Source organism: Sphingomonas sp. UYEF23, from assembly GCF_040546165.1.
Classification (GTDB): Bacteria; Pseudomonadota; Alphaproteobacteria; order Sphingomonadales; family Sphingomonadaceae; genus Sphingomonas; species Sphingomonas glacialis.
In genome coordinates, this window is sequence record NZ_JBEPNG010000002.1 from 327,397 (window position 1) to 351,009 (window position 23,613).

The 23,613-nt window shown below is 66.8% G+C and carries 24 protein-coding genes and 1 riboswitch; of the genes, 11 read left to right on the top strand and 13 right to left on the bottom strand.

Annotated elements, in window-relative coordinates:
- Window positions 1–4: 4 nt before the first annotated feature.
- From ABIB28_RS04770 to ABIB28_RS04805, 8 genes are all read right to left on the bottom strand, one after another.
- Window positions 5–661 carry a helix-hairpin-helix domain-containing protein gene (locus ABIB28_RS04770; RefSeq protein ID WP_354286752.1) on the bottom strand — a complete coding sequence of 219 codons (657 nt, stop codon included), beginning with the start codon at window positions 659–661 and terminating at the stop codon, window positions 5–7.
- A gap of 93 nt (window positions 662–754) precedes the next feature.
- Window positions 755–1,753 (bottom strand): type II secretion system F family protein, encoded by a 999-nt coding sequence (locus tag ABIB28_RS04775; protein WP_354286754.1) that lies wholly within the window; start codon window positions 1,751–1,753, stop codon window positions 755–757.
- Window positions 1,754–1,757: 4 nt separating this feature from the next.
- Window positions 1,758–2,732 (bottom strand): type II secretion system F family protein, encoded by a 975-nt coding sequence (locus ABIB28_RS04780; protein ID WP_354286756.1) that lies wholly within the window; start codon window positions 2,730–2,732, stop codon window positions 1,758–1,760.
- Window positions 2,733–2,815: 83 nt separating this feature from the next.
- Entirely contained in the window at window positions 2,816–4,102 is a 1,287-nt protein-coding gene (locus ABIB28_RS04785) for a pilus assembly protein CpaE (protein ID WP_322160206.1), read from the bottom strand.
- Window positions 4,102–4,743 (bottom strand): CpaD family pilus assembly protein, encoded by a 642-nt coding sequence (locus tag ABIB28_RS04790; RefSeq protein ID WP_354286758.1) that lies wholly within the window; start codon window positions 4,741–4,743, stop codon window positions 4,102–4,104. The genes ABIB28_RS04785 and ABIB28_RS04790 overlap by 1 nt, the downstream gene beginning before the upstream one ends.
- A gap of 18 nt (window positions 4,744–4,761) precedes the next feature.
- Window positions 4,762–6,453: a type II and III secretion system protein family protein gene (locus ABIB28_RS04795; protein WP_354286760.1), complete on the bottom strand. Its 1,692-nt coding sequence runs from the start codon at window positions 6,451–6,453 to the stop codon at window positions 4,762–4,764.
- On the bottom strand, window positions 6,453–7,484 hold the full coding sequence (gene cpaB, locus ABIB28_RS04800) for a Flp pilus assembly protein CpaB (protein ID WP_354286762.1): 1,032 nt from the start codon (window positions 7,482–7,484) through the stop codon (window positions 6,453–6,455). The genes ABIB28_RS04795 and cpaB overlap by 1 nt, the downstream gene beginning before the upstream one ends.
- Before the next feature lie 35 nt (window positions 7,485–7,519).
- Window positions 7,520–8,002: an A24 family peptidase gene (locus ABIB28_RS04805; protein ID WP_322160204.1), complete on the bottom strand. Its 483-nt coding sequence runs from the start codon at window positions 8,000–8,002 to the stop codon at window positions 7,520–7,522.
- 48 nt (window positions 8,003–8,050) lie between these two features.
- Between ABIB28_RS04805 and ABIB28_RS04810 the strand changes: the two genes are divergently transcribed.
- Genes ABIB28_RS04810 through ABIB28_RS04820 form a run of 3 tightly spaced genes read left to right on the top strand, consistent with a single transcriptional unit; the run spans window position 8,051 to window position 10,323 of the window.
- Window positions 8,051–9,013, top strand: a complete 963-nt coding sequence (locus tag ABIB28_RS04810) for an alpha/beta fold hydrolase (RefSeq protein WP_354286765.1) — start codon at window positions 8,051–8,053, stop codon at window positions 9,011–9,013.
- Complete coding sequence (locus tag ABIB28_RS04815) at window positions 9,010–10,104, top strand: NAD(P)/FAD-dependent oxidoreductase (RefSeq protein WP_354286767.1); 1,095 nt, start codon at window positions 9,010–9,012, stop codon at window positions 10,102–10,104. The genes ABIB28_RS04810 and ABIB28_RS04815 overlap by 4 nt, the downstream gene beginning before the upstream one ends.
- Before the next feature lie 45 nt (window positions 10,105–10,149).
- On the top strand, window positions 10,150–10,323 hold the full coding sequence (locus tag ABIB28_RS04820) for a YegP family protein (RefSeq protein ID WP_189675341.1): 174 nt from the start codon (window positions 10,150–10,152) through the stop codon (window positions 10,321–10,323).
- Between the two features lie 10 nt (window positions 10,324–10,333).
- On the opposite strand, the gene rnhA is transcribed toward ABIB28_RS04820, so the two are convergent.
- Genes rnhA through ispH form a run of 3 tightly spaced genes read right to left on the bottom strand, consistent with a single transcriptional unit; the run spans window position 10,334 to window position 12,711 of the window.
- Window positions 10,334–10,798: a ribonuclease HI gene (gene rnhA / locus ABIB28_RS04825; RefSeq protein ID WP_133189665.1), complete on the bottom strand. Its 465-nt coding sequence runs from the start codon at window positions 10,796–10,798 to the stop codon at window positions 10,334–10,336.
- Complete coding sequence (gene thrB / locus ABIB28_RS04830; RefSeq protein WP_354286769.1) at window positions 10,795–11,745, bottom strand: homoserine kinase; 951 nt, start codon at window positions 11,743–11,745, stop codon at window positions 10,795–10,797. Before thrB ends, rnhA begins: the two co-directional genes overlap by 4 nt.
- 3 nt (window positions 11,746–11,748) lie before the next feature.
- Window positions 11,749–12,711, bottom strand: a complete 963-nt coding sequence (gene ispH, locus ABIB28_RS04835; protein WP_354286771.1) for a 4-hydroxy-3-methylbut-2-enyl diphosphate reductase — start codon at window positions 12,709–12,711, stop codon at window positions 11,749–11,751.
- Window positions 12,712–12,814: 103 nt separating this feature from the next.
- On the opposite strand from ispH, the gene ABIB28_RS04840 reads away from it, so the two are divergent.
- The 8 genes from ABIB28_RS04840 (at window position 12,815) to ABIB28_RS04875 (ending at window position 21,301) form a co-directional block, all read left to right on the top strand.
- Window positions 12,815–13,492 (top strand): hypothetical protein, encoded by a 678-nt coding sequence (locus ABIB28_RS04840; protein WP_229839234.1) that lies wholly within the window; start codon window positions 12,815–12,817, stop codon window positions 13,490–13,492.
- Between the two features lie 65 nt (window positions 13,493–13,557).
- A riboswitch (glycine riboswitch) is annotated at window positions 13,558–13,660 on the top strand.
- Window positions 13,661–13,822: 162 nt separating this feature from the next.
- On the top strand, window positions 13,823–15,058 hold the full coding sequence (gene gcvT / locus ABIB28_RS04845; protein WP_354286774.1) for a glycine cleavage system aminomethyltransferase GcvT: 1,236 nt from the start codon (window positions 13,823–13,825) through the stop codon (window positions 15,056–15,058).
- A gap of 1 nt (window position 15,059) precedes the next feature.
- The gene (gene gcvH / locus ABIB28_RS04850; protein ID WP_354286776.1) at window positions 15,060–15,431 is read left to right on the top strand and encodes a glycine cleavage system protein GcvH; all 372 of its coding nucleotides are present in this window, start codon (window positions 15,060–15,062) and stop codon (window positions 15,429–15,431) included.
- Window positions 15,432–15,532: 101 nt separating this feature from the next.
- Window positions 15,533–16,891 (top strand): aminomethyl-transferring glycine dehydrogenase subunit GcvPA, encoded by a 1,359-nt coding sequence (gene gcvPA, locus ABIB28_RS04855; protein WP_354286778.1) that lies wholly within the window; start codon window positions 15,533–15,535, stop codon window positions 16,889–16,891.
- On the top strand, window positions 16,888–18,456 hold the full coding sequence (gene gcvPB, locus ABIB28_RS04860) for an aminomethyl-transferring glycine dehydrogenase subunit GcvPB (RefSeq protein WP_133189653.1): 1,569 nt from the start codon (window positions 16,888–16,890) through the stop codon (window positions 18,454–18,456). The genes gcvPA and gcvPB overlap by 4 nt, the downstream gene beginning before the upstream one ends.
- A 12-nt stretch (window positions 18,457–18,468) precedes the next feature.
- Entirely contained in the window at window positions 18,469–18,972 is a 504-nt protein-coding gene (locus ABIB28_RS04865) for a CcdC protein domain-containing protein (protein WP_354286780.1), read from the top strand.
- A complete protein-coding gene (locus ABIB28_RS04870) occupies window positions 18,969–19,592 on the top strand; it encodes a DUF938 domain-containing protein (RefSeq protein ID WP_354286782.1) in 624 nt (207 codons plus the stop codon). The genes ABIB28_RS04865 and ABIB28_RS04870 overlap by 4 nt, the downstream gene beginning before the upstream one ends.
- 176 nt (window positions 19,593–19,768) lie before the next feature.
- Window positions 19,769–21,301, top strand: a complete 1,533-nt coding sequence (locus ABIB28_RS04875; protein ID WP_354286784.1) for an aminoacyl--tRNA ligase-related protein — start codon at window positions 19,769–19,771, stop codon at window positions 21,299–21,301.
- A 147-nt stretch (window positions 21,302–21,448) separates the two neighbouring features.
- Here ABIB28_RS04875 and trhO read toward each other — a convergent pair whose 3' ends face one another.
- Window positions 21,449–22,381 (bottom strand): oxygen-dependent tRNA uridine(34) hydroxylase TrhO, encoded by a 933-nt coding sequence (gene trhO, locus ABIB28_RS04880; RefSeq protein WP_354286786.1) that lies wholly within the window; start codon window positions 22,379–22,381, stop codon window positions 21,449–21,451.
- A gap of 156 nt (window positions 22,382–22,537) precedes the next feature.
- On the bottom strand, window positions 22,538–23,602 hold the full coding sequence (locus ABIB28_RS04885) for an NAD(P)-dependent alcohol dehydrogenase (protein WP_354286788.1): 1,065 nt from the start codon (window positions 23,600–23,602) through the stop codon (window positions 22,538–22,540).
- Between the last annotated feature and the right edge of the window lie 11 nt (window positions 23,603–23,613).

Genomic DNA, 23,613 nt, shown 5'->3' on the forward strand with positions numbered 1-23,613 from the left:
GTCTTCAGGCTGGTGGTGGAGGCGGTACCTCAGGCGCCTGCAGTGCGCCCGTTTCGACGTTTTCCCCCGGCGCATCCGCCGATCCGGCGCGAAGCGCCGCAGCCTGCGCGCGCCATTCGTCGCGCGCGATCAGCCCCGCTGGCAACGCGAGCCGCTGCTCGAGCGCGACCTCGTCGGCGGTCGAGAGCTTCTCGATATCCTCGAACCGCACCAAGCCGAGGCTGAACAGCCGCGTCGCAAGCAGCGCGTCGATCCCGCGGATCCGCGTCAGATCCTCGCGCCCCGGGCGCGGATCGACTCTGGCGTGGGGGATGCCGTTGTCCGCTTCGACAACAGGCTCGTGGGGCGGCGCAACCGTCGCTGGCACGACCTCTGGCGTGACATCGTGCTTCGCGCCGCTCCGCAGCCGCGCGATCGCCTGCTCGGCGTCGGCATGGTCGGCGCAGAGCGACGCAAGCTCGTCCTTCAGGTCGGTCGCGCGCTGCTGCGCCGCGCGGAGCTTGTCCTCGGCATCGCGGTGATAGGCCGCATAGCTGTCGGCCTGCGCCCGCGCGCGCCGTTTCCATTTGGCGGCATTCGGTGCGCTGGCAAACCCGATCAGCCACCCGCTCAACAGCACGACCGTCAGTACGACGAACTGCTCCGATGTAGTAAACAGCATGGCCTGATCCCTCGACAGAACGTCGCGGGATAAAATGCCGGTAAGCGCGTCGTGCGGCAAGGGCGCTTGCCGGCACCCCTGCCGCCGCTGTCGTCAATGGTTGAACGCGTCGGAGATCGAGCAGGCCGCCGGGCCGAGAATGACGACGAACAGCGTCGGCAGGATGAACAGGATCAGCGGGATCGTCATGATCGCGGGGAGGCGCGCGGCCTTTTCCTCGGCGCGCATCATGCGTTCGTTGCGGAACTCGCCCGACAGCACACGAAGCGCAGACGCCAGCGGCGTGCCGTATTTCTCGGTTTGGATCATCGTCGTGACGACGCCCTTGACCGCATCGAGCTTGACGCGCTGGGCGAGGTTCTCGAACGCCTGGCGCCGTTCCGACAGGAAGCCGAGTTCGATCGCGGTGAGGGTGAATTCGTCGCCCAGTTCGGGATAGGCGCGGCCGAGTTCGCGCGCGACGCGGTTGAACGCGGCGTCGACGGTGAGTCCCGCTTCGGCACAGATCACCAGCAAGTCGAGCGCGTCGGGCAAGCCCTTCTGGATCGCCTGGGAGCGTTTGGTGACGAGATTGTTGAGGTAGATATCCGGCGCCTTGTACGACAGCACGAAGTTCACCGCGACCAGCGCGTACGCCTTCCACGGCGTCCAGCCGGCGAACATCTCGGTGCCGTACACGACATAGACGCCGAACACGCCCCAGGTGAGCGGCAGCATCAGCCGGCCGAAGATCACCGCGACGGCATATTCCTTCGAGCGGATGCCGGCCTGCATCAGCTTGACCTGCGCCGCCTTGACCTGGCTGTCCTGGAGCACCTTGAGGCCCGACAGCAGCGCCTTGATCCGGTCGGTCGTCTCGTTCTTGGTGACGAGCTTGGCGCGGCGCTTGGTCGAGGCGGTGATGCCCGCCTTCAGCTGCTCGCGCCGGTCGTTGAGCGCCTTGACGCGCTTCGTCATCGGGTCGCGCGCGGTGGTCGCGGCATAGACCGCGAGCAGCACCATGAACGCGGCGATGCCGGCGAGGAAGGTCGCGACGGTGAAGACGTTGACGCCAAGGATGACGGGGCCAGCGGGATGATTGAGTGGGTTCATCGCATCAGATCTCGAAATTGACCATGCGGCTCATGATGAAGGCGCCAAGCCCCATCCAGAGCAGCCCCCCGCCGCCGACGACCATCAGCCGCTGGTCGATGAAGAAGTTCTGCATGTAGCTGCCGTTGATCATCCAGATCATGCCGAACACGATGAACGGCAGCGATCCGACGATATAGGCCGACGCCTTCGACTCCGACGACATCGCCTTGATCTTCAACTTCATCTGACTGCGCATGCGCAGCACATTGGCGAGGTTGGCGAGCGTTTCGGCCAGATTGCCGCCCGTTTCGCGCTGGATTGCGATGGTGATGACGAAGAACTGGAATTCGGGCGTGCCGAGCCGGTCGGCGGTTTCCTGGAGCGCCGCGTCCATCGTCCGGCCGATCTTCATCTTGTCGGTGATGCTCTTGAATTCGACGCCGACCGGACCGTCGACTTCGGCGCCGACGACGGCGATCGTCTCGGTGATCGGCAGGCCCGAGCGCAGGCCGCGCACGAGCAACTCGATCGCATCGGGAAACTTGCTGGTGAATTGCGCGATGCGGCGCTTGATGAAGAAGCCGACGACCATGTGCGGCACGCCACCCCCGATCACGACGCCGAGCAGCAGCCCGAGCAGCACCGGCAACCCGATGATCGACAGCAGGATCGTCACGCCCATCACGATGCCGATCGTCGCCATGCCGTATTGGCCGACGGTCCAGGTCTTGCCCGTCATCGCCAGCCGCTTCTTGAGCAGGGCAGGGCGGGGCAGGAAGCGCGCCGCGGCAGCATCCATCTTGGTGCCTTGCAGCGACGAGATGCGGCGCATCTGGGCGTCGACCAGCGTATTGGCCGAATCGCCGTGGCGCGCGCGCATCGCCGCGACACGCCGCGTTCGAGCGCGTTCGGGCGAGGGGCCGGCAAAGGCGAACGCGACCAGCATCAGCATGATCAGCGCGCCGCCACCCAGCGAAAGAATGGGCATCAAGTCCATGAGCCTATCAAGCGCTCCGCTTCGTTACGACGGCGTTTACGGCGCCCCCAAAAACTGACCCAAAAACCGACATCGGCGTGGCTTCACGCCTTCTTCTTGCGCGACACCAGCGCCTTGAAGTCGAATTTGCCGACGAGCGAAGTGCCCTTTGCGGCAGGTTTCTTCTTGCTGCCGGTATCGATCGACTCGGCCGAATCGCCGACCGCCATCAATTTCGTCGCGAGGTCGATGATCGGCAGGATCGTCTTCGAACCCTTGCCCGCCTCGGCGAACGGCTTGCCGAGCTTGGCGGACTGCGCCGCGAGCTTTTGATCGAACACGATGCTGAAATCGATCTTGCGCTCGATCGAGCCCTCGAAGTCCTTGCGGCTGATCTCGAGCTGCGCGACCGGCTGGACGCGGTTGGCGACGACCACGACTTGCGTCTGCGGCGCGTTGGACTTCATCCACGACAGCAGCCGGATCGTGTCGCGGGCGGCCGCCAGCGTTAGTTCGGTGACGATCACCGCTACTTGAATGTCCGAGATCAAGTGCGGATGCTGGACCAGCATGGTGCGCGGCAGATCGACCACGGTGCATTCGAACGCGGCGCGCATTTCCTCCTGCAACTGGTAGAAGGCCGATCCGTCGGTCATCAGCGGCGAATTGATCGGCGCCTCGGCCGACAGCACCGACAGGCGCTCGCTTGATTTGACCATCGCGCGTTCGATGAACAGCCCGTCGATTCGGCTGGGATTCTCGATCGCGTCGGTCAGGCCGCGGCCGGGCTCGAGATCGAGCGACAGCGCGCCAGTGCCGAAATGCACGTCGAGATCGAGCAACGCAGTCGTCCGCGCGCCCTTTTCGCTCAGCACCCAGGCGACTGAGGTCGCCAGGCTCGACGCGCCGACGCCACCGCGCGCGCCGATAAACGCGGTCGAGATGTGCGGACGCTCGGTCCCCGCCTCGACCGCTTTCGGCGCGTTGAGGATCGCCTGCGCGTTTGTGAAGGCCTCGCGCAGCATGTCGGGGTTGAGCGGCTTGAGCAGATAATCCTGGATTCCGCTGACGACGAGATCGCGATAGAGCCGGACGTCGTTGACCTGGCCCGCCGCGATCACGACGGTGCCGGGCTCGCACACTTCGGCAAGCGCATTGATGTCGTTGAGCGGGTCGCCGCTTTCGGACAGATCGACGAACAGGATCTGCGGCGAGGCCGAGACCGAGAGCGATTGCACCGCGTTGCGCAGGCCGCCCTTGTTCACCTTTTCGGGCGCCCAGCCCATTTCGGTGACGATCGGCCGTAGCGTCTCGGCGGTGGTCTCGTCGCAGACATAAGCGGAGAAGGGATCGCGAAGACCCATCCGGCCGGGATTGAACGGTGCGTTCATTATTTGCCTCCGGCGCTTTCGGCCTTGATGGTGGTGCCGCCGGCGCCGCTCGGCGGGGCCTTGCGGAAGCTGTCGATCGCCTTTGCCGAAGCGGACTGATCGGCGACGCCGTTGCCCGTCTGGCCGAGCACGAGATCGGCCGGGTTGGCGATCATCGCAGCGAGCGTCGCGTTGCTCGCACAGCCATGATTCGAGGACGTGTTCGCCTCGAAATCGGTCGAGCTATCACGGCTGAAATCGGGGCAACCGGGCACGCTCGCCTTCATCCGCGTCACCACGACGCGGACGGTGCCCGCGGTGATCGGCGCGTTGGTGACGGGCGCGTCGTCCGAGACGAGCAAGCCGTAGTGCGCCACCTGGCGCGCCACCGCCTCACGCACGCCCACGCCATACGGGTTGGGATCGTCGATCGCGACTCGGTCGCCATAGCCGACGTGGAGCGAGGCCATCCAGCCGGCGAGGCGCTGTTCTTCGCCGGGTGCGAGGTCACCGCCGCTGGTCGCGACGTCGAGCGCATAGTCGCTGCGGCTGACGACCGGCTGATGGACCGATTCGAGCCCGCGATTCTGCGTGCCGGCGCATGCGCCGACAAGCAACGCGGGGGCGAGGGCGGTCGCGATCAAGAGAGTGCGCTTGAACATGATCATGTTCCTCCGGCCTTAGTTGCTGAAACCGGGCGCGACATTGGCGCCCCTTTTGGGCTTGCCCGCGGGTGCGGGAAGAGCGGGCAGCGGTGCGCTGTCGCGATCGCCCGGTGTCGACGGCGCGCGCTGCGGCGCCTGCATCGCGCCCTGGAAGGCGGGCTGCATTGGGTCGCGCGGGGCCATCGTCGGCTTGGGACGATCGCCGCCGGTGGTGCCGCCGCCCAATTGCCCCATGAACACGCGGCCGAGATCGGTCGGCGCCTTATAGCCATCGGTCGGCAGGACGATGTCGGCGGCGTTGACCGGCTTGACCAGATACGGCGTGATCACGATAACCAGCTCGGTCTCGTTGCGCTGGAACGCGTTCGAACGGAACAGCGCGCCGACGACGGGCATGTCGCCGAGCGCCGGCGCCTTGTCGATCGAGTTGTTGTGGTTGTTCGACAACAGCCCGGCGATCATCATGCTCTGACCCGATCCGAGCTCGACCGTCGTTTCTGCGCGGCGCGTCGTCAGCGCGGGGATGCTGACGCCCGACAGCGTAACCGCGCCTTGCGACGACAGCTGCGACACTTCGGGGCGAACGTGGAGCGAGATGCGCCCGTCGGAGAGCACCGTCGGCGTGTAGGACAGGCTGACGCCATATTGCTTGTAATCGACCGACACCGCGCCGAGCCCCTGCGAGATCGGGATCGGGAATTCGCCGCCGGCCAGGAACGAGCCGGTCTCGCCCGAGATCACGGTGATGTTGGGATTGGCGAGCGTCGAGACTTGCCCGTCGCGTTCGCCCAGATCGAGCGAGGCGAGCAGATCCATACCGAACGCGCGCCCCGCAATCCCGAGCGCGGTGCCCATGCCGGTCGCGGCCGGGAAGGAGAACTGCGTCTGGCCGGGCTTCAGGCCGCTCGCGATCAGCGTCGGATCGCCGGGCACGCCAGGGACGGTCGTGATGGATGCGGCGCGGCCTTGATTGAGGTTGAAGATCGCGCCGCTGCCGATCTGGCGGTTGGCGAGATTGACGCCGATATTCTTGACGAAGCTGCGGCTGACTTCGGCGATCCGCACTTGCAGATTGACTTGCAGCGGAGTCGCCGCGCGCAGCCGGTTGATCACGCCGATCTTGAGCCCGGTCTCGGCCCCTGGCACGACGCCGGGGTTGAGCAGTCCGCTCACCAGCCGTTGTGCCTGGGCGCTGTCCTCGGGCGAGGCGACCGTGCCGGTCAGCACCGCGATCTGGCCGACCGTGGTGACGCGGATGTCGCTGTCGGGCATGGCGAGCTTCACCATGCGGTCGATCGAGGTCAGGTTCTGGCTGACGCGGATGTTGGCGGCGTAGATCACAGCACCGCTCGCGCTCGTCGCGAAGATCGTCGACTCGCCGAAATCCTTGCCGAACAGATGGATCTGGTGCGGGTTGCTGACATAGACGTCGGCGACACCCGGGTTCGAGATCCAAACGTCGCTAACGCTGGCGGGCAGGTTGATCAACTCGCCCTGGCCGGTCGAAAGCGTGACCTCGGTGGTCGGGCGGACGGTGCCCGAGGGCGCCATGCCGACATGCGTCACGGCACGGCTCGCGCTGCGGGGCGGAGGCCCCTTGCGCAGCGGCTTGCCGCCTGCGGCGAGGATCGGAGCGGGTGCGCTGGCGACCAGCGCTGTCAGGACCGTCGCCGAAACGGCGCGGTGCAGGAAGCCGAGGCTGCGCATTACTTCTTCCCCTCAACGGCGACATCGGTCACCGCATTGCCGCGAACGATATGGACCATCGGTCCGACGCGTACCGAGCCCCCCCCGGGGAAACCGCCGCCTGGAGCGACCATGCCAGCGGCACCCTGCGGGCCGGCCTGGGCTACTTTTCCCGGCACTGAGCTGCGCTGGAAGCGCGAGACATCGGCACCCGTCGCCATCGTCCCGCCACCCGCCGAGGGCGAGGCCGCGATGCGCGTGAGCATTGCCTTTTCGGCCTTGGGGTCTTCGGGCATGGTGACGTTGCCGCTGGCGATCGCCTGTTCGAGATCGCTGTTGTTGTCGGCGATCGAGCGCAGCGACAGCGACAGCGAACCGAGCGTCTGCGCGACCGCAATCTGTTCGGCGATCTTGGGCGTTGCCTCGATCGTCACGTTGGAGAAGGTGCGGACGACCGACTTGCCGTCTTCGCCGACGCCATTGTCGGTGCGCTGGTCGGTGGCGAGCACGCGCAGGTTGCGCATGATCGTCTCCGCCGCCTTGAGCGGGGGACCATCACCGCCGCCGACGACGGCCTGCGTCAGAATCAGATCGATCCGATCGCCTGGAAACACGAAGCCCGCGACGCTCGTCTGAGTCTGCACGGGTACGGTGACGGCGCGCATGCCAGGCCCGAGCGCTGCCGCGAGGAACCCGCGGTCGCCCGGCTTGACCAGCGCGCCTTGCGTCAGCGGCTGACCGGCGGTGATCGCGTTGCGCACCACGGTGCCAAGCAGCGTACGCTGGTCGAAGCCCCCCTTCTTGATGAAGTAGGCATTCTCGACGAGCTCCTTTGGCCAGGGCTGGAACTTCAGCGCGGTGGCATCGAGGATCGTGCCGACCGGCAGCGCCTTGGTCGCGACGAGCACTTCGGGCCCGTCGACCACTGGAGCGGCGACCACGGCATTGGCTTGCGGCGCCGAACTGCCGACGATCAGCGATCGCGCCATGAACGCGGTGATCGCAGCGACGATCAGCGCTCCCACCAGCAATAGGACCTTGCGACTATCCATTTCGAACCTTTCGAACGTGGGCGGTTGAGCCCGCGTTAAGCATTCACACCAAAGTGGTTAAAAAGCGGTTCACGAAGCGCGAACAAGGCGGCGATTGCGATCGCGACGCCATAGGGGATCTCGATCGGGGTGGTCCGACGGCGGAGACGATGCTCGATCATCACCACCGCGGTCAGCGCGCCGCCGACCAGCGACATCACGATCAGCATCCACACCAGCGGCACCAGCGGCAGCCACAAAGCGAGCGCGCCGATCATCTTGACGTCGCCGCCGCCCATCCAGCCCAACTGGAATGTGGCGATGAACAGCGCGAACACGATCAACGCGAGCCCGAACTGCGCGGCCATGTCGGGCCACACCGCGAGCCCGCACGCCCACCAATAGAAGGGCGCGAGCAGTGCGATCGCGGCATTCTTCCAATTGGCGATCTCACGCGTGCGCGCGTCCTGGATCCCGGCCGAAACCAGGATCAGCGCCAATGTCGCCACCAACACGATCGAAAGAGTATCCCCACGCATGCGGGAAAGGCCTAGACGACAGGCCTTTCGAAACCGTAACCATGATCCATGGTTTCCCCCCAGCTGTATCGACGCGCGATTCCCGCCGCGGCGCGGATCACGCGCTGGACCGCGCCCGATGGCTGGGCGCTGCGCCGGTTCGACTGGCCAGCGAACGGGCCCGCGCGCGGGCGGATGCTGTTCCAGGGCGGGCGCGGCGACATCTTCGAAAAATATCTCGAGGCGTTCGCGCATTGGCAGGCGCAAGGCTGGTCGATCACCTCGTTCGACTGGCGCGGGCAGGGTGGCTCGGGCCGGCTCTCGCCCGATCCGCATGTCGGGCACGTCGACGATTTCCAGCTCTATATCGACGATTTCCGCGCGTTCTGGGCGGAATGGCGGGCCGAGCGTGCGGCTGGCACTGGCGGGCCGCATGTCGCGATCGGACATTCGATGGGCGGGCATTTGCTGCTGCGCGCGCTGGTCGAGGGTGCGGCGGAGCCCGATGCGGCGGTGCTGGTCGCGCCGATGCTGGGGCTACACAGCCCGCTCGGTGCGACGCTCGGCGAGCGCCTCGCGGTTCTGCTCGGCGGGATCGGCGATGCCGCGCGGCCGGCGTGGCGCGGCAATGAAAAGCCTGCGACGACCGAAACCCGCCAAGCGCTGCTGACGCACGACCAGGATCGCTACGAAGACGAGCTCTTCTGGCAGGCGAGCAAGCCCGACTTGCTGCTCGGCCCGCCGAGTTGGCGCTGGGTGATCGAGGCATTCCGCTCGACTCGCCGGCTGCGAGCCGATTCGCGGTTGAAAACGCTCTCCGTGCCGCTGCTGTTCGTCGTGCCCGAGAACGACCAGCTCGTCGCGCCCAAGGCCGCTTACGGCGTCGCGGCAAAGCTGCCAGATGCGCAGGTCGCGCGCTTCGGCGTGGAATCGGCGCACGAAATTCTCCGTGAGGTCGATGCGGTGCGCAATCGCGCGCTGGGCGCGATCGACGGCTTTCTCGCGGCGCGGGCACCCGGGCCGCGCGCATGAGGCACTACGATGTCGCGATCGTCGGTGCGGGAATCGCGGGCGCGAGCCTTGCCGCCGCGATTGCGCCGTTCGTGTCGGTCGTGCTGCTCGAGGCCGAGGACGTGGCGGGCTATCACGCGACGGGGCGGTCGGCGGCGTTCTGGTCGGAAACCTATGGTGGCCCGGGGATCCAGCCGCTGACCACGGCGTCGGGGCCGGCGCTGCGCGCAGGCGGGTTCCTGCAGGATCTCGGGTCGCTCCATATCGGCCGCGCCGAGGATGCGCCCGCGATCGACGCGTTCCTTGCCGAATTCGCCGGGAGCGGCGTCGCGCTCGACCGAGTCGACCCGCACGCGCTCGTTCCGGGCCTGCGTCCCGAATGGACGCTCGGCGTGCTCGAGGCGAGCAGCACGTACATCGACGTCGCCGCGCTGCACGCCCATTACCTCGCCCAGGCCAAGCGCGCGGGCGCGACGCTGCTGGTCTCGGCACCGCTGCAAAGCGCCGAGCGGCGCAACGATTGCTGGGAAGTGCAGACCGGGGGCGGGCCGGTGAGCGCGCCGATCCTCGTCAACGCCGCGGGCGCCTGGGCCGATCAGGTCGCTGGACGCGCCGGAGTCGCGCCGATCGGGATCACCGCGTACCGCCGTACCGTCGTGCAGCTCGCGACCGACCCGGCCGCACCCGATACGTTGCCGCACATCGCCGATATTTCGGGAAGCTTCTACTTCAAGCCCGAAGCAGGCGGGCGATTGTGGCTGAGTCCGCATGACGAGACCGAAGCGCTCCCCGGCGATGCCCAGCCCGAGGAACTCGACGTCGCGATCGCGATCGACCGGTTCGAGCATGTCGTCGACTGGACGATCACGCGCGTCGAGCGGCGCTGGGCGGGATTGCGCAGTTTCGCGCCCGATCGCTTGCCCGTTTATGGCTTCGCGGCCGAGTCGCCGGGCTTTTTCTGGTTTGCCGGGCAGGGGGGATTCGGCATCCAGACCGCGCCGGCCGCCGCCGCCCTGGCCGCTGCGCTGCTGCTCGGCAGGGAGCCTGATCCAAGCGTCGCGGGAATCGATCCCGCGCGATATGCTCCGGGTCGGTTCGTCGCGGTAGCGTAACGACCGAATTCGCGCTATGCCTGCGGCTCATCCGGGAGAGCGATGATGGCGCATAAGTTCGTGATCGAGCAGAACAAAGCCGGCGAGTACGTCGCAAAGTTCAAATACAATGCCGAGCTGATCTGGTGGACCGAAGGCTATTCGAGCAAGGCCGGCGCGAAGAACGCGATCGAGTCGGTGCTCAAGAACGGCCCGGGCGCGCCGGTCGAAGAGGCCTGAGGCCGAGGCCTTACCCGCGCCGCCCGGCGAGCACCGCGGCATCGCTTGCCAGCCGATCGGCGCGCTCATTGTCGGGGTGGCCGGCATGGCCCTTGACCCACACCCAGTCGATCCGGTGCGGCTTGGCGGCGTCGAGCAGCGCCTGCCACAGTTCGGCATTCTTGACGGGCTGCTTCGCGGCGGTCTTCCAGCCGTTCTTCTGCCAGCCCTTGATCCACTTGGTCAGCCCATCCATCACGTAGCGGCTGTCGGTCGACAGCGTTACGCGGCAGGGGCGCTTGAGCGCGTTGAGCCCCTCGATCGCCGCCATCAGCTCCATTCGGTTGTTTGTGCTGGGATTTTCACCGCCCGACAGTTCCTTTTCGGTCGCGCCCGAACGAATCAGCGCACCCCAGCCGCCGGGGCCGGGATTGCCCTTGCACGCGCCATCGGTGGCGATTTCGACGCGGGTCATTTCGGCGGCAGTATCGGTCATGGGAAGAGGTCGTCCGTGGCATAGGTCTGGAAGCGCCGCAGATAGGCCAGCGGATCCTTGCGTGTCACCAGCGCATCGGCCGGGGTGTTGAGCCAATCCCACGCGCGCGACAGGAAGAAGCGCAGGCACGCGCCCTTGGCGAGCGTGCCGAGCTGGCCGCGTTCGGCATCCGACAGGCCAAAGCTCGCATCATAGCCGTCGATCAGCGCCGCGCCGACCGCGCGATCGACCGAGCGGCCCTCGGCATCGAACGACCAGGCGCTGTGCAGGATCGCGACGTCGAACGCACGGATATCGGTGCAGGCGAAATAGAAATCGATCAGCCCGCTGACCTGATCGCCGCGCATCAGCACGTTGTCGGGGAACAGATCGGCGTGGATCGTCGCGGTCGGCAAGTCGCTCGGCCAGTCGCGCAGCACCGTGTCGAGCATCGTACTTGCGTCGGCGTGGAGCCCCGGCGCGATCGAATCGAGCTCCGCGCCGCAGCGTTCGAGCAACGGCTGCCACGTTGCGACGCCCATCGAATTGGGGCGCTCGCGCGTGAAATCGGCGAGCGCGGCGTGCATCCGGCCCATCGCCTGCCCGGCGGCAAACGCTTGCGCCGGGGTCGGGTGCGTCACCGATACGCCCGGCAGGAACTGGATCAGACAGGCAGGGCGCCCCTCCAGCATCTGAATCGCGGTGCCGTCGCGGTCCTTGATCGCAGGTGGTACCGGATTGCCGCTTGCGGCGAGATGATCGAGCAGATCCATGAAATAGGGCAGGTCGCCGCCTTCGACGCGCTTTTCGTAGAGCGTCAGGATGAAGCGGTCGGTCGTCGTGTCGACGAGATAGTTGGTGTTCTCGACCCCCTCGGCGATGCCCTTGGAGGAGACCAGCTCGCCGACGGCATAGCGCGCGAGGAAGGCGGCCAGCAGTTCGGCCGAGACGGGAGTGTAGACAGCCATCGGTCAGGCAGCGGCGACGGCGTCGAGTTCGCGCGGCAGCTTGAAGATGATCGTCTCGCGCTTGGTCTCGACCTCTTGCTCGCTGACCGCATAGTGTTGGCCGAGCAGATCGACGAGTTCGCGCACCAGCAGTTCGGGGGCAGACGCACCCGCGGTGATGCCCAAAGTCTTGACGCCATCGAGGAAGCCGAAGTCGAGGTCGGCGGCGCGTTCGATCAGCCGCGCGGGCGTGCCCTCGCGCTCGGCGACTTCGACGAGCCGCACCGAATTGGACGAATTGGGCGCGCCGATCACCAGCACCGCGTCGCACGCATGCGCGATCGCCTTGACCGCGGTCTGGCGATTCGACGTGGCGTAGCAAATGTCCTCGCCGCGCGGCGAGAGCATCGACGGGAAGCGCCGCTGCAAGGTCGCCACCACTGCGGCGGTGTCGTCCATCGACAGCGTGGTCTGCGTCAGGAAGGCGAGGCTGTCGGGGTCGGCGGGGGCATAGGCCTCGGCATCGGCGACGGTCTCGATCAGCGACATCGATCCCTCGGGCACTTGGCCGAAGGTGCCGATGACTTCGGGATGCCCGGCATGGCCGATGAACACGATGTGCCGCCCCGCCTCGACCAGCCGCTCGGCCTGGCGATGCACGCGCGAGACGAGCGGGCACGTCGCATCGAGGAAGATCATGCCGCGTTCGGTCGCCTTGTCGGGGACCGCCTTGGGAACGCCGTGTGCCGAAAAAACGACGGGTACACCCTCGGGCACTTCGTCGAGTTCCTCGACGAACACCGCACCCTTGCCGCGCAGCATGTCGACGACGAAGCGGTTGTGGACGATTTCGTGGCGGACATAGACCGGCGCGCCGTATTTCTCGATCGTCAGCTCGACGATCTGGATCGCTCGGTCGACCCCGGCACAAAAGCCTCGCGGGGCGGCGATGATCAAATCGAGTCTAGGCTTGGAAGCGGGCACCATCAGGCATGGAGCCTACGCGATTGCTTGCGCGGGCGGAAGGCGGTTCCTATGGTGAAGTGCCCTCTGTGCCGAGAATTCTCATCGGCCAGCGGATTCCTTTTGCATGAATAAGGTGCGTGCCCCCGTGACACTCCGGAAATCGACCATCGCCGCTCCAGTGTTCCTGCTGTCGGCGCTTTCGCTGCTCGCGGGGTGCAAAACGACGGGCGACTTCGACGAAACCGGCGGCATCACCGCGATCCGCAGCGCGTGCCCGAGCGTCGCTGTCCCAGCGCATACCGGCGACATCACGCTGTTCGATCCCGTCACCAGCCGCGATTCGAGCGCGATCGACGTGACCGCGGTGCTGACCAATGTGCGTTCGACCTGCGACGATACCGGTGCCGACGTTGTGACCACCGTCACCTTCTCGGTCGAGGGGCGGCGCGTCCGCACCGAGGCGGCGCGCGACGTGACGCTGCCGTATTTCGTCACGGTGGTGCAGGGCGGCAACGCCGTCGTCGCCAAGCGCATCGGCCGTTCGGTGCTGCACTTCGACGCTGGCCAGGCGCGCGCCGTCGTCCAGGGGACGGGCACTGCGACGGTATCGCGCGCGGCGGCGACCCTCCCGGACGATGTCCGCAAGAAGCTGACCGAGAAGCGCAAGGCCGGCGGCGACGATGCCGCGGTCGATCCGCTGAGCCGCCCCGAAGTCCGCCAGGCGGTGCTCCGCGCGACCTTCGAGGCGCTGGTCGGATTCCAGCTGACCGACGATCAGCTGAAATATAACGCGACGCGGTGATCTGGCGCGTTGACTCGCTTGCTGCAGCGCGTCAAACCGAATTGGTCGATGCAGGGCAACCTGGATAGGCACGCGCGGGAGAGTGCCCGGGGGTCCGCAAGGATCAGCCGGGCCGCCGAAGGAGCAACCGCCCCGGAATCTCTCAGGCAACCGGACCGCGCGGGCTAACGACACTCTGGAAAGCGCTTCCGCCGCGTTGGTGGGGCCACCGAAGGGGTAAGCCTGCAATACGCAGGTCAAAGCTCTCAGGTATCCGTGACAGAGGGGGCGGTGTGGGTATCGGCGCAATCGCGTCGAGCCGCGCCGTAGTCCCAGCACGGAAGGCCCGACATGAGCGACACCGAGATTCCCGACGAGATCGCGACGCAGACGCTGCCGCTCGACGCATGGCACCGCGCGCAGGGCGGGCGGATGGTCGAATTCGCCGGCTATCACATGCCCGTCCAGTATGAAGGCATCATGGCCGAGCATCTGTGGGTGCGCGAATCAGCCGGGCTGTTCGACGTCAGCCATATGGGCCAGCTCGTCTTCCGTGCAGAAGGTGGCGCCGATGTCGTCGCCGCGCTCGAATCGCTGCTCCCGGCCGATATTGCCGGCCTTGCCGAGAACAAGCAGCGCTACTCGCTGCTGCTCGCCGAGAATGGCGGCATCCTCGACGATCTGATGGTCACGCATCTGCCGCGCGAGAGCCCGTTCGCCGCGGATGACGAAGCGGCCGAACCCGCCGAGCCCGCAGGCTGGTCGCCGCTCGACGCGTCGCCGACCGATCCCGACGCGCCGACCTTCTATATGGTCGTCAACGGCGCGACCAAGATCGACGATATCGCGCATTTGCTCGAATTCCTGCCCGATGGCATCGCGATCAACCATCTCGAGGAGCAGGCCTTGCTCGCGCTGCAGGGGCCCAAGGCGGTCGATGCGCTCGCGCGGCTGGTGCCGGGCGTCGAGCAGATGGTGTTCATGACCGCGGGCGCGTTCGAGTGGAACGGCGTGCCACTGTGGATCAGCCGCTCGGGCTATACCGGCGAGGACGGCTTCGAGATTTCGGTGCCGGGCGAGCATGTCGTCGCGCTTGCCGATGCGCTGATCGCCGAGCCCGAGGTCAAGCCGATCGGCCTTGGCGCGCGTGATTCGCTGCGGCTCGAGGCAGGGCTGCCGCTCTACGGTCACGATCTCGATCCCGAGACGACGCCGGTCCAGGCCGATCTCGGCTTCGCACTGTCGAAGCGTCGCCGCGAGGCGGGCGATTTCATGGGTGCCGAACCGATCCTCGCCGAGCGCGCCGCCGGTGCGGCGTCAAAGCGCGTCGGCCTGCTGATCGCCGGTCGCCAGCCGGTGCGCGAGGGCGCGACCGTCGTCGATGGCAGCGGCGCCGACATCGGCCGCGTCACCAGCGGCGGCTTCGCGCCGAGCGTCGGTGCTGCAATCGCGATGGCCTATGTGCCTGCCGAGCTCGCGACGCCAGGCACCACCGTTTCGCTGTCGCAGCGCGGGAAGGTCCACACCGCGACTGTCACCGCAATGCCCTTCATTCCCCACCGCTACGTTCGTGCAGGAGGCAAGTGATATGAGCCGTTATTTCACCGAAGACCATGAATGGGTCGATGTCGATGGCGATATCGGCACCGTCGGAATCTCCGAATATGCGCAGAGCCAGCTCGGCGACATCGTGTTCGTCGACGTTCCCGAAGAGGGCAAGGCATTGACCAAGGGCGACGACGCCGCCGTGGTCGAATCGGTCAAGGCCGCGTCGGACGTCTATTCGCCGGTGTCGGGCACCGTGATCGAGGGGAACCCCGCACTCACCGAAACGCCGGGCCTCGTCAACGAGGAGCCCGAGAGCGATGGCTGGTTCTTCAAGCTGACGCTGTCCGATCCGGACGAGCTGAGCGGCTTGATGGACGAGATCGCCTACGCGGCGTTCGTCAAGAAGCTTTAAGATGCGTCGCCCCGGCGAAGGCCGGGGCCGCTGGGTTGTCTTGCCCGGCGCGTGATCCAAACCTAGCGGCCCCGGCCTTCGCCGGGGCGACGGGAATTCTGATGCGCTACCTGCCCCTGACCCAAATCGATCGCGACGCGATGCTCGGCGTGATCGGCGTCGCGACGATCGACGATCTGTTCGTCGACGTGCCCGAAGCCGCTCGCCTCGAGGGCCCGATCCCCGGCCTGCCGATGCATGCGAGCGAGATGGCGGTCGAACGCCACATGACCGCGCTGTCGCGGAAAAACCTCACCGCGGGGGAGGTGCCCTTCTTCCTCGGCTGCGGCGCGTACAAGCATCATGTGCCCGCTTCGGTCGATCACCTGATCCAGCGCGGCGAGTTCCTAACCGCCTATACGCCGTACCAGCCCGAGATCGCGCAGGGCACGCTGCAGATGCTGTTCGAGTTCCAGACGCAGGTCGCGCGCCTGCTCGGTACCGATGTCGCCAATGCTTCGATGTACGACGGCTCGACCGCCTGCTGGGAGGCGATCGGCATGGCGCGGCGCATCACCAAGCGCGGCAAGGCGCTTCTCTCGTCGGGGCTCCACCCGCATTACGTCTCGGTCGCCAAGACGATGGCCAAGTTCACCGGCGATGCGCTCGAGACCTCGGCGCCGACGCTGGGCGCGGACACCGATGTCGAGGCGCTGATCGCGGCGATCGACACCGATACGTCGTGCGTCGTTGTGCAATATCCCGACATTCTCGGCCGCATCGCCGACCTGAAGCCGCTCGCCGATGCGTGCCATGCGAACAAGGCGCTGCTGATCGCCGTCGTGACCGAGCCGGTCGCTTTGGGCGCGATCAAGGCGCCGGGTGAGATGGATGCCGATATCGTGGTGGGCGAGGGACAGTCGCTCGGCGTTGGCCTGCAGTTCGGCGGGCCTTACGTTGGCCTGTTCGGCTGCAAGGAAAAGTACGTGCGCCAGATGCCGGGCCGGCTGTGCGGCGAGACGCTCGATGCCGATGGGCGCCGCGGTTTCGTGCTGACACTCAGCACGCGCGAGCAGCATATCCGCCGTGAAAAGGCGACGTCGAACATTTGCACCAATAGCGGGCTGTGCGCGCTGGCGTTCTCGATCCACATGACCCTGCTCGGCGAGGCTGGCCTGCGCCAGCTCGCGGCGATCAACCATGCGGGCGCCGTGGCGGCGGCCGAGCGGCTGTCGCAGGTGCCGGGCGTCGAGCTCGTGACGACGAGCTTCTTCAACGAATTCACGCTGAAACTGTCCAAAGAAGCACGCCCGATCGTGCGCACGCTCGCCGATCGCGGGATCCTTGCGGGCGTGTCGCTCGGGCGGCTCTATCCGGGTGAGGATTCGCTGGCGAACGGTCTCGTCGTCGCCGTCACCGAGACGACCACTGCGGAGGACGTCGAAATCCTTGCCGCTGCGCTTCAGGAGGTACTGGCATGAGCATCAACGCAAGCGGATGGCGCCCCGAAGCGCCGATCTCGGGCGGTAAGGCTGCGCCCACGACCACCGGCAACAAGGCGCTGATGCTGGAGGAAGCGCTGATCTTCGAGATCGGCGATACGACGACCACCGGCGTCGATCTTGTCGAACCCGTCGCCGCCACCTCGCGGCTGGGCGACCTGGCCCGTACCGCGCCGATCGGCCTTCCTGGTTTGTCCGAGCCCGAGACCGTCCGCCACTACACGCGCCTGTCGCGCCAGAATTACGGGATCGACCTCGGCTTCTTCCCGCTCGGCTCGTGCACGATGAAGCACAATCCGCGCCTCAACGAGAAGATGGCGCGGCTCCCCGGTTTCGCCGACATCCATCCGCTTGCACCGGTGCAGAGCGTGCAGGGCGCGCTCGAGGTGATCCAGCAGCTCGCGCACTGGCTCGTCACGCTCACCGGCATGGACTCGGTCGCGATGAGCCCCAAGGCGGGCGCGCATGGCGAGCTGTGCGGCGTACTTGCGATCCGCGCCGCGCTCGAGGCGCGCGGGGAGGGGCATCGCAAGATCATCCTCGTCCCCGAGAGCGCGCACGGCACCAATCCGGCGACCGCGGCGTTCGCGGGCTATAGCGTCGAGGACATCCCCGCGACCGCCGACGGCCGCGTCGATACCGAGAAGCTGATCGCGCGACTCGGCCCCGACGTGGCGGGCGTGATGATCACCAACCCCAACACTTGCGGCCTGTTCGAGCGCGACATGCGCGTGATCTCGGACGCGGTGCATGCGGCGGGCGGTCTGGTCTATTGCGACGGCGCCAACTTCAATGCGATCGTCGGGCGCGTGCGTCCGGGCGATCTCGGCATCGATGCGATGCACATCAACCTGCACAAGACCTTCTCGACTCCGCATGGCGGCGGCGGGCCCGGCTCGGGGCCGGTGGTGTTCTCGAAGGCGCTCAGCCCCTTCGCGCCGCTGCCGTTCGTCGAGAAGACCGACGATGGCTTCCACCTCGTCGAGGAGGAAACCGCGGGCGAGCATCATGCCGGCGCATTCGGCCGGATGGTCGCGTTCCATGGGCAGATGGGCATGTTCACCCGCGCGCTGACCTACATCCTCAGCCACGGCGCCGATGGGCTGCGGCAGGTGTCGGAAGATGCGGTGCTCAACGCGAACTATATCCTGCGCAGTCTCGACTCGACGCTCGAGGCGCCGTTCGGTGGTTCGGGGCCTTGCATGCACGAGGCCTTGTTCTCGGATAATGGCCTTGCCGACGGCTTCTCGACGATCGACGTTGCCAAGGGGCTGATCGACGAGGGCTTCCACCCGATGACGATGTATTTCCCGCTCGTCGTCCACGGCGCGATGCTGATCGAGCCGACCGAGACCGAATCGAAGGCCGCGCTCGACCAGTTCATCGTGGCGCTCCGCTCGGTCGCCGAGCGGGCGAAGGCGGGTGACGTCAGCCTCAAGTCCGCGCCGCATTTCGCGCCGCGCAGCCGGCTCGACGAAACGCTGGCGGCGCGCAAGCCGATACTGGTATGGAAGGACCCGGGACTCGCGCAAGCCGCGGAATAACGGGGGGAATATATGCAGATGCATCAGGTTCAGGCCAGCTGGCAGCAATATGCCATCATGGCCGTGGTCTTCGTCATCGTCTTTGCGATCCGCGGACGGAGCCTGATGCGCGTGCGGCCGCTCAAGATCGAGCAATTGTGGATCGTGCCGGCGGTCTATGCGCTGGTCGTCGCCTATCTGTTCGTCCGCTTCCCGCCGAGCGCGCTCGGTTGGGCCGTCTCGGCACTTGGTCTGGTGATCGGCGGGGCGATCGGCTGGCAGCGCGGCAAGACAATGCGGATCCATCTCGATCCCGCGACCGGGCTGCTGATGCAGAAGGGCTCGATCTGGGCGCTGGCGATCATCGTCGTGCTGATCGCGGTCAAGACCGTCGCGCAGGCCGAGGGCAGCGCGCTGCATTTCGACGTCAGCGTGCTGGTCGACGGGTTGGCGGCGCTGTCGCTCGGCATCTTCGCGGTGCAGCGGCTGGAGATGTACCTGCGCGCCAAACGCCTGCTCGAAGGCGCCCCCGCTTGAGCGAGCCGTGGATCCCGGCCGAGGCGGGCGTCGAAGCCCGGCGCCATGCGCCGGCAACCTTGCGCAACCGGATGACGATTGCGGACACGCTGCGCGGCGTGTTGCCGCTGTCGGGGAGCGTGCTCGAGATCGCGAGCGGATCGGGCGAGCATGCCGCCTATTTTGCGGGGGAGTTTCCCGCGCTCGACTGGCAGCCGAGCGACCCCGACGCCGCTGCGCGCGTGTCGATCGCGGCGTGGTGCGAGGGGATCGAGAACGTCCTGCCGCCGCTCGAGATCGATGCGGCCGCCGCTGCGTGGCCGGTCGATGGCGCCGATGCGGTGCTGTGCATCAACATGGTGCATATCAGCCCGTGGGAAGCGACGCTCGGGCTGATGGCGGGCGCGGCACGGCTGCTTCCGGCAGGAGCGCCGCTGATCCTGTATGGCCCGTTTCTCCAGTATGACGTGCCGACGGCGGAGAGCAATCTGGCGTTCGACGAGTCGCTCCGCGCGCGTGATCCGCGGTGGGGGATTCGCTCGGTCGATGCGGTACGCGAGGCCGCTGCGGGGTTCGTGCTCGAGCAGACGATACCGATGCCCGCGAACAATCTGTTGCTGGTGTTTCGGCGCGCCGGTTAGCTAACGCGCCCGTCCGGTCGCCCCGAGCGTGCGGAAAGCCTGCGCTCGACTCCCGCGCGCTCGCGCGGGGAGGGCAGGGCTTCGACAGGCTCAGCCCGAACGGAGGTGGGGCCGCCGGCCCGGATCGAGATCACCCGGGGGTGACGCCGCCGCTTCTCCGCGCTATCCGCGCCAGCATGATCAAGCATGCACTCCCCGTCACCCGCGAGGCCGATTTCTCGGCCTGGTACCAGTCCGTCATCGCGGAGGCCGATCTCGCCGAGGAATCGGGCGTGCGCGGCTGCATGGTGATCCGGCCGTGGGGCTATGGCATCTGGGAGCGCATCCAGCGCTTGCTCGATGACCGGATCAAGGCGACCGGTCACGAGAATTGCTATTTCCCGCTGTTCATCCCGCTCTCCTATTTCGAGAAGGAGGCTGATCACGTCGAGGGCTTCGCCAAGGAGATGGCGGTCGTCACGCATCACCGGCTGGTGAGCGACGGCAAGGGCGGGTTGATGCCCGACCCGACCGCCAAGCTCGAGGAACCGCTCGTCGTGCGCCCGACTTCGGAGACGGTGATCGGCGCAGCGTTCGCGCGCTGGGTGCAGTCGTGGCGCGACCTGCCGGTGCTGATCAACCAATGGGCCAATGTCGTCCGCTGGGAGATGCGCACGCGGATGTTCCTGCGCACCTCCGAGTTCCTCTGGCAGGAGGGGCATACCGCCCACGCGACCGCCGAAGAGGCGCGCGAAGAGACGCTCAAGATGCTCGAAGTCTATCGCAGCTTCGCCGAGGATTGCCTCGCGCTGCCGGTGGTGGCGGGCGAGAAGCCCGAGAATGAGCGCTTCCCCGGCGCAGTTTCGACCTACAGCATCGAGGCGATGATGCAGGACGGCAAGGCGCTCCAGGCGGGCACCTCGCACTTCCTCGGCACCAATTTCGCGGCTGCGCAGGATATCAAGTTCCAGAATTCGGAGGGCGTGTTCGAGCTCGCCAACACGACGAGCTGGGGCGTGTCGACGCGGATGATCGGCGGCGTGATCATGGTGCATGGCGATGACGACGGCCTGCGCGTGCCGCCGCGGATCGCGCCGTGGCAGGTGGTGATCGTGCCGATGCTGCGCGATGGGCCCGAGGATGCTGTGGTTGTCGATTATTGCAAGGCGCTACAGGCAGAGCTCGCGCAGCAATCGGCGCTGGGCGAGCCCGTGCGCGCGCTGCTCGACCTCAAGTTCGGCAAGGCGGCGACCAAGCGCTGGGGCTGGGTCAAGAAGGGCGCGCCGATCGTGATCGAAGTCGGCGGGCGCGATGTCGCGGGCGGCAACGTCTCGATGATCCGCCGCGACCGGCTGTACCGCGCCGACGGCAAGCTCGACAGCGCGATCGTCGCGCAGGGCGATTTCGTCGCTTCGGTCTCGGCGACGTTGAGTGAGATCCAGGCGTCGCTCCACAGCGAGGCGCGTGCGCGGCTCGAAGCGAGCATTGTTCCGGGTGCTGATTTTGCGGCGCTCGAGACGCATTTCGCCGAGGGCGTGAAGAACCCGGGCTGGCTCGAAGTGCATTGGTCGAAGCCGACCGGCGCAGCGCTCGACGGTGTCGTCGAGCGGCTCAAGAAGCTCAAGCTCACCATCCGCAACGCGCCGATGGCGCAGGACGCGATCGACGGCACTTGCGTCTTCACGGGCGAGCCTGCGGTCGAGCGGGTGCTGATCGGGCGCTCCTACTGAGGCTTCAGCGTCGCGAAAACGCGAAATCCGGTTCCCCGGCGAAGGCCGGGGCCCAGACGTGATGGCCAACGTCATCACGCGCAACGCCAGCGTTGACCGCCCGCGACTATGCCACGGCCTTCGCCGGGGAACCGCATGCTATCGAGTCTAGAGCTTCTCGAACGCGGCCCCGACATGCGCTTCGCCGCGGGCTTCGGCGAGCTTGACCTGGCGGTGGCGCTCGGCGGCGGAGGCGCGCTTGGTTGCGTCGATCGTCTCGGCGCAGGCGGGGCAGGCGACGCCATCCTCATAGAGCGGCGAAAGGCGGTCCTCCGGGCTGACCGGCATCCGGCAGCCGCGGCACAGTGCGTGCGTCCCTGGCGTGAGGCCATGGCCGACCGCGACGCGCTCGTCGAAGACGAAGCATTCGCCCTGCCAGCGGCTCTCGGACTCGGGCACGTCCTCGAGATATTTCAGGATGCCGCCGTCGAGGTGATAGACCTCGCCGAGACCCTCGGCCTTGAGGAAGGCGGTCGATTTCTCGCAGCGGATGCCGCCGGTGCAGAACATCGCGATCTTCTTGCCCTCGAGTTCGGCGCGGTGCGCGCGCGCCCAGGCGGGGAAATCGCTGAAGCTCGCCGTCTCGGGGTCGATCGCGCCGGCGAAGGTGCCGACCTTCACTTCATACGCGTTGCGGGTGTCGATCACGATCGTGTCGGGCGAATCGATCAACGCGTTCCAGTCGGCGGGTTTGACATAGGTGCCGACGCCGCCGAGCGGGTCGATGTCGGGTTCGCCCATCGTCACGATCTCGCGCTTCAAGCGGACCTTGAGGCGGTGGAACGGCATCGTCTCCGCGTGGCTGTATTTGGGGGTGAGCTCGGCGCAGTCGGGCAGGGTGCGGATGTGCGCGACAACCGCGGCGATGCCGGCTTCCGCGCCGGCGATCGTGCCGTTGATGCCTTCGTTCGCCAGCAGCAAGGTGCCGCGCACGCCATTGGCGGTGCAGAGATCGAGCAGCGGCTGGCGGAGCGCTTCCGGGTCGGGGAAGCGCGCGAAGCGGTACAGCGCGGCGACGGTGATGGGGGAGGGGGCAGTCATAGCACGGCCCCTCTAACGCGTTTCAGGCACTAGGTGAACAACACCCATCCGTTCGCCCTGAGCCTGTCGAAGGGCCCTCGCCACAGGCGAACGCGCGCCAGGGGAGGGCTGCCCTTCGACCAGCTCAGGGCGAACGGGTGGGGGAAGCAGGCCGGGTTACGCCGCCTTCAACGACTCCATGTCGATGACGAAGCGATACTTCACATCGCTCTTCACCATCCGGTCATAGGCGGTATCGATGTTCTGGATGTCGATCATCTCGATATCCGCCGTCAGGCCGTGCTTGACGCAGAAATCGAGCATTTCCTGCGTCTCCTGGATCCCGCCGATCAGCGAGCCAGCGATCGAGCGACGCTTGAACACCATCGCGCCGATGCTCGGCGAGGGATGCGGCGTCTCGGGGACGCCGACCAGCGTCATCGTGCCGTCGCGCTTGAGCAGGTTGAGGAACGGGTCGAGATCGTGGCTTGCCGCAACGGTGTTGAGGATGAAGTCGAAGCTGTTGCCATGTTCACCCATCGCGGCTTCATCCTTCGACACGATCAGGTCGGTCGCGCCCAGCCGCTTGGCATCCTCGCGCTTGCTCGGCGAGGTGCTGAAGACATAGACGTCGGCGCCCATCGCCTTGGCGATCTTGACACCCATGTGACCGAGCCCGCCGAGACCGACGATGCCGACCTTCTGGCCCGGACCGACCTTCCAGTGGTGCAGCGGCGAATAGGTGGTGATGCCGGCGCACAGCAGCGGGGCGACGGCAGCGAGATCGGCCTCGTCATGCCCGACCTTGAGCACGAAATCCTGCTTCACGACGATATGGTCGGAATAGCCGCCGAAGGTGTAACCGCCCGAGCGGGTGTCCGGCGCGTCATAGGTGCCGACGAAACCCGTGGTCTCGCAATATTGCTCCTCGCCGTCGGTGCACGACGGGCAATGGCCGCAGCTGTCGACCATGCAGCCGACGCCGGCGAGATCGCCGACCGCGAACTTGGTGACGTCGCTGCCGACCGCCGAGACGCGGCCGACGATCTCATGCCCGGGGACGCACGGATAGTTGACCGAGCCCCACTCGCCGCGCGCGGTGTGGAGGTCGGAATGGCAGACCCCGCAGAACAGGATGTCGATCGCGACGTCGTCGGCGAGCAGGTCGCGCCGCTCGAACGAAAAAGGCGCGAAGGGCGCGTCGGCGGATGGCGCCGCGAACGCGTGGGCGGTGGTGGTCATGGGGGAGTCCT

What these genes read in the sequence shown, in the direction of transcription:
- ABIB28_RS04770 (WP_354286752.1), bottom strand. Translation starts at nt 661, where the DNA reads ATGCTGTTTACTACATCGGAGCAGTTCGTCGTACTGACGGTCGTGCTG.
- ABIB28_RS04775 (WP_354286754.1), bottom strand. Translation starts at nt 1,753, where the DNA reads ATGAACCCACTCAATCATCCCGCTGGCCCCGTCATCCTTGGCGTCAAC.
- ABIB28_RS04780 (WP_354286756.1), bottom strand. Translation starts at nt 2,732, where the DNA reads ATGGACTTGATGCCCATTCTTTCGCTGGGTGGCGGCGCGCTGATCATG.
- ABIB28_RS04785 (WP_322160206.1), bottom strand. Translation starts at nt 4,102, where the DNA reads ATGAACGCACCGTTCAATCCCGGCCGGATGGGTCTTCGCGATCCCTTC.
- ABIB28_RS04790 (WP_354286758.1), bottom strand. Translation starts at nt 4,743, where the DNA reads ATGTTCAAGCGCACTCTCTTGATCGCGACCGCCCTCGCCCCCGCGTTG.
- ABIB28_RS04795 (WP_354286760.1), bottom strand. Translation starts at nt 6,453, where the DNA reads ATGCGCAGCCTCGGCTTCCTGCACCGCGCCGTTTCGGCGACGGTCCTG.
- cpaB (WP_354286762.1), bottom strand. Translation starts at nt 7,484, where the DNA reads ATGGATAGTCGCAAGGTCCTATTGCTGGTGGGAGCGCTGATCGTCGCT.
- ABIB28_RS04805 (WP_322160204.1), bottom strand. Translation starts at nt 8,002, where the DNA reads ATGCGTGGGGATACTCTTTCGATCGTGTTGGTGGCGACATTGGCGCTG.
- ABIB28_RS04810 (WP_354286765.1), top strand. Translation starts at nt 8,051, where the DNA reads ATGGTTTCCCCCCAGCTGTATCGACGCGCGATTCCCGCCGCGGCGCGG.
- ABIB28_RS04815 (WP_354286767.1), top strand. Translation starts at nt 9,010, where the DNA reads ATGAGGCACTACGATGTCGCGATCGTCGGTGCGGGAATCGCGGGCGCG.
- ABIB28_RS04820 (WP_189675341.1), top strand. Translation starts at nt 10,150, where the DNA reads ATGGCGCATAAGTTCGTGATCGAGCAGAACAAAGCCGGCGAGTACGTC.
- rnhA (WP_133189665.1), bottom strand. Translation starts at nt 10,798, where the DNA reads ATGACCGATACTGCCGCCGAAATGACCCGCGTCGAAATCGCCACCGAT.
- thrB (WP_354286769.1), bottom strand. Translation starts at nt 11,745, where the DNA reads ATGGCTGTCTACACTCCCGTCTCGGCCGAACTGCTGGCCGCCTTCCTC.
- ispH (WP_354286771.1), bottom strand. Translation starts at nt 12,711, where the DNA reads ATGGTGCCCGCTTCCAAGCCTAGACTCGATTTGATCATCGCCGCCCCG.
- ABIB28_RS04840 (WP_229839234.1), top strand. Translation starts at nt 12,815, where the DNA reads ATGAATAAGGTGCGTGCCCCCGTGACACTCCGGAAATCGACCATCGCC.
- gcvT (WP_354286774.1), top strand. Translation starts at nt 13,823, where the DNA reads ATGAGCGACACCGAGATTCCCGACGAGATCGCGACGCAGACGCTGCCG.
- gcvH (WP_354286776.1), top strand. Translation starts at nt 15,060, where the DNA reads ATGAGCCGTTATTTCACCGAAGACCATGAATGGGTCGATGTCGATGGC.
- gcvPA (WP_354286778.1), top strand. Translation starts at nt 15,533, where the DNA reads ATGCGCTACCTGCCCCTGACCCAAATCGATCGCGACGCGATGCTCGGC.
- gcvPB (WP_133189653.1), top strand. Translation starts at nt 16,888, where the DNA reads ATGAGCATCAACGCAAGCGGATGGCGCCCCGAAGCGCCGATCTCGGGC.
- ABIB28_RS04865 (WP_354286780.1), top strand. Translation starts at nt 18,469, where the DNA reads ATGCAGATGCATCAGGTTCAGGCCAGCTGGCAGCAATATGCCATCATG.
- ABIB28_RS04875 (WP_354286784.1), top strand. Translation starts at nt 19,769, where the DNA reads ATGATCAAGCATGCACTCCCCGTCACCCGCGAGGCCGATTTCTCGGCC.
- trhO (WP_354286786.1), bottom strand. Translation starts at nt 22,381, where the DNA reads ATGACTGCCCCCTCCCCCATCACCGTCGCCGCGCTGTACCGCTTCGCG.
- ABIB28_RS04885 (WP_354286788.1), bottom strand. Translation starts at nt 23,602, where the DNA reads ATGACCACCACCGCCCACGCGTTCGCGGCGCCATCCGCCGACGCGCCC.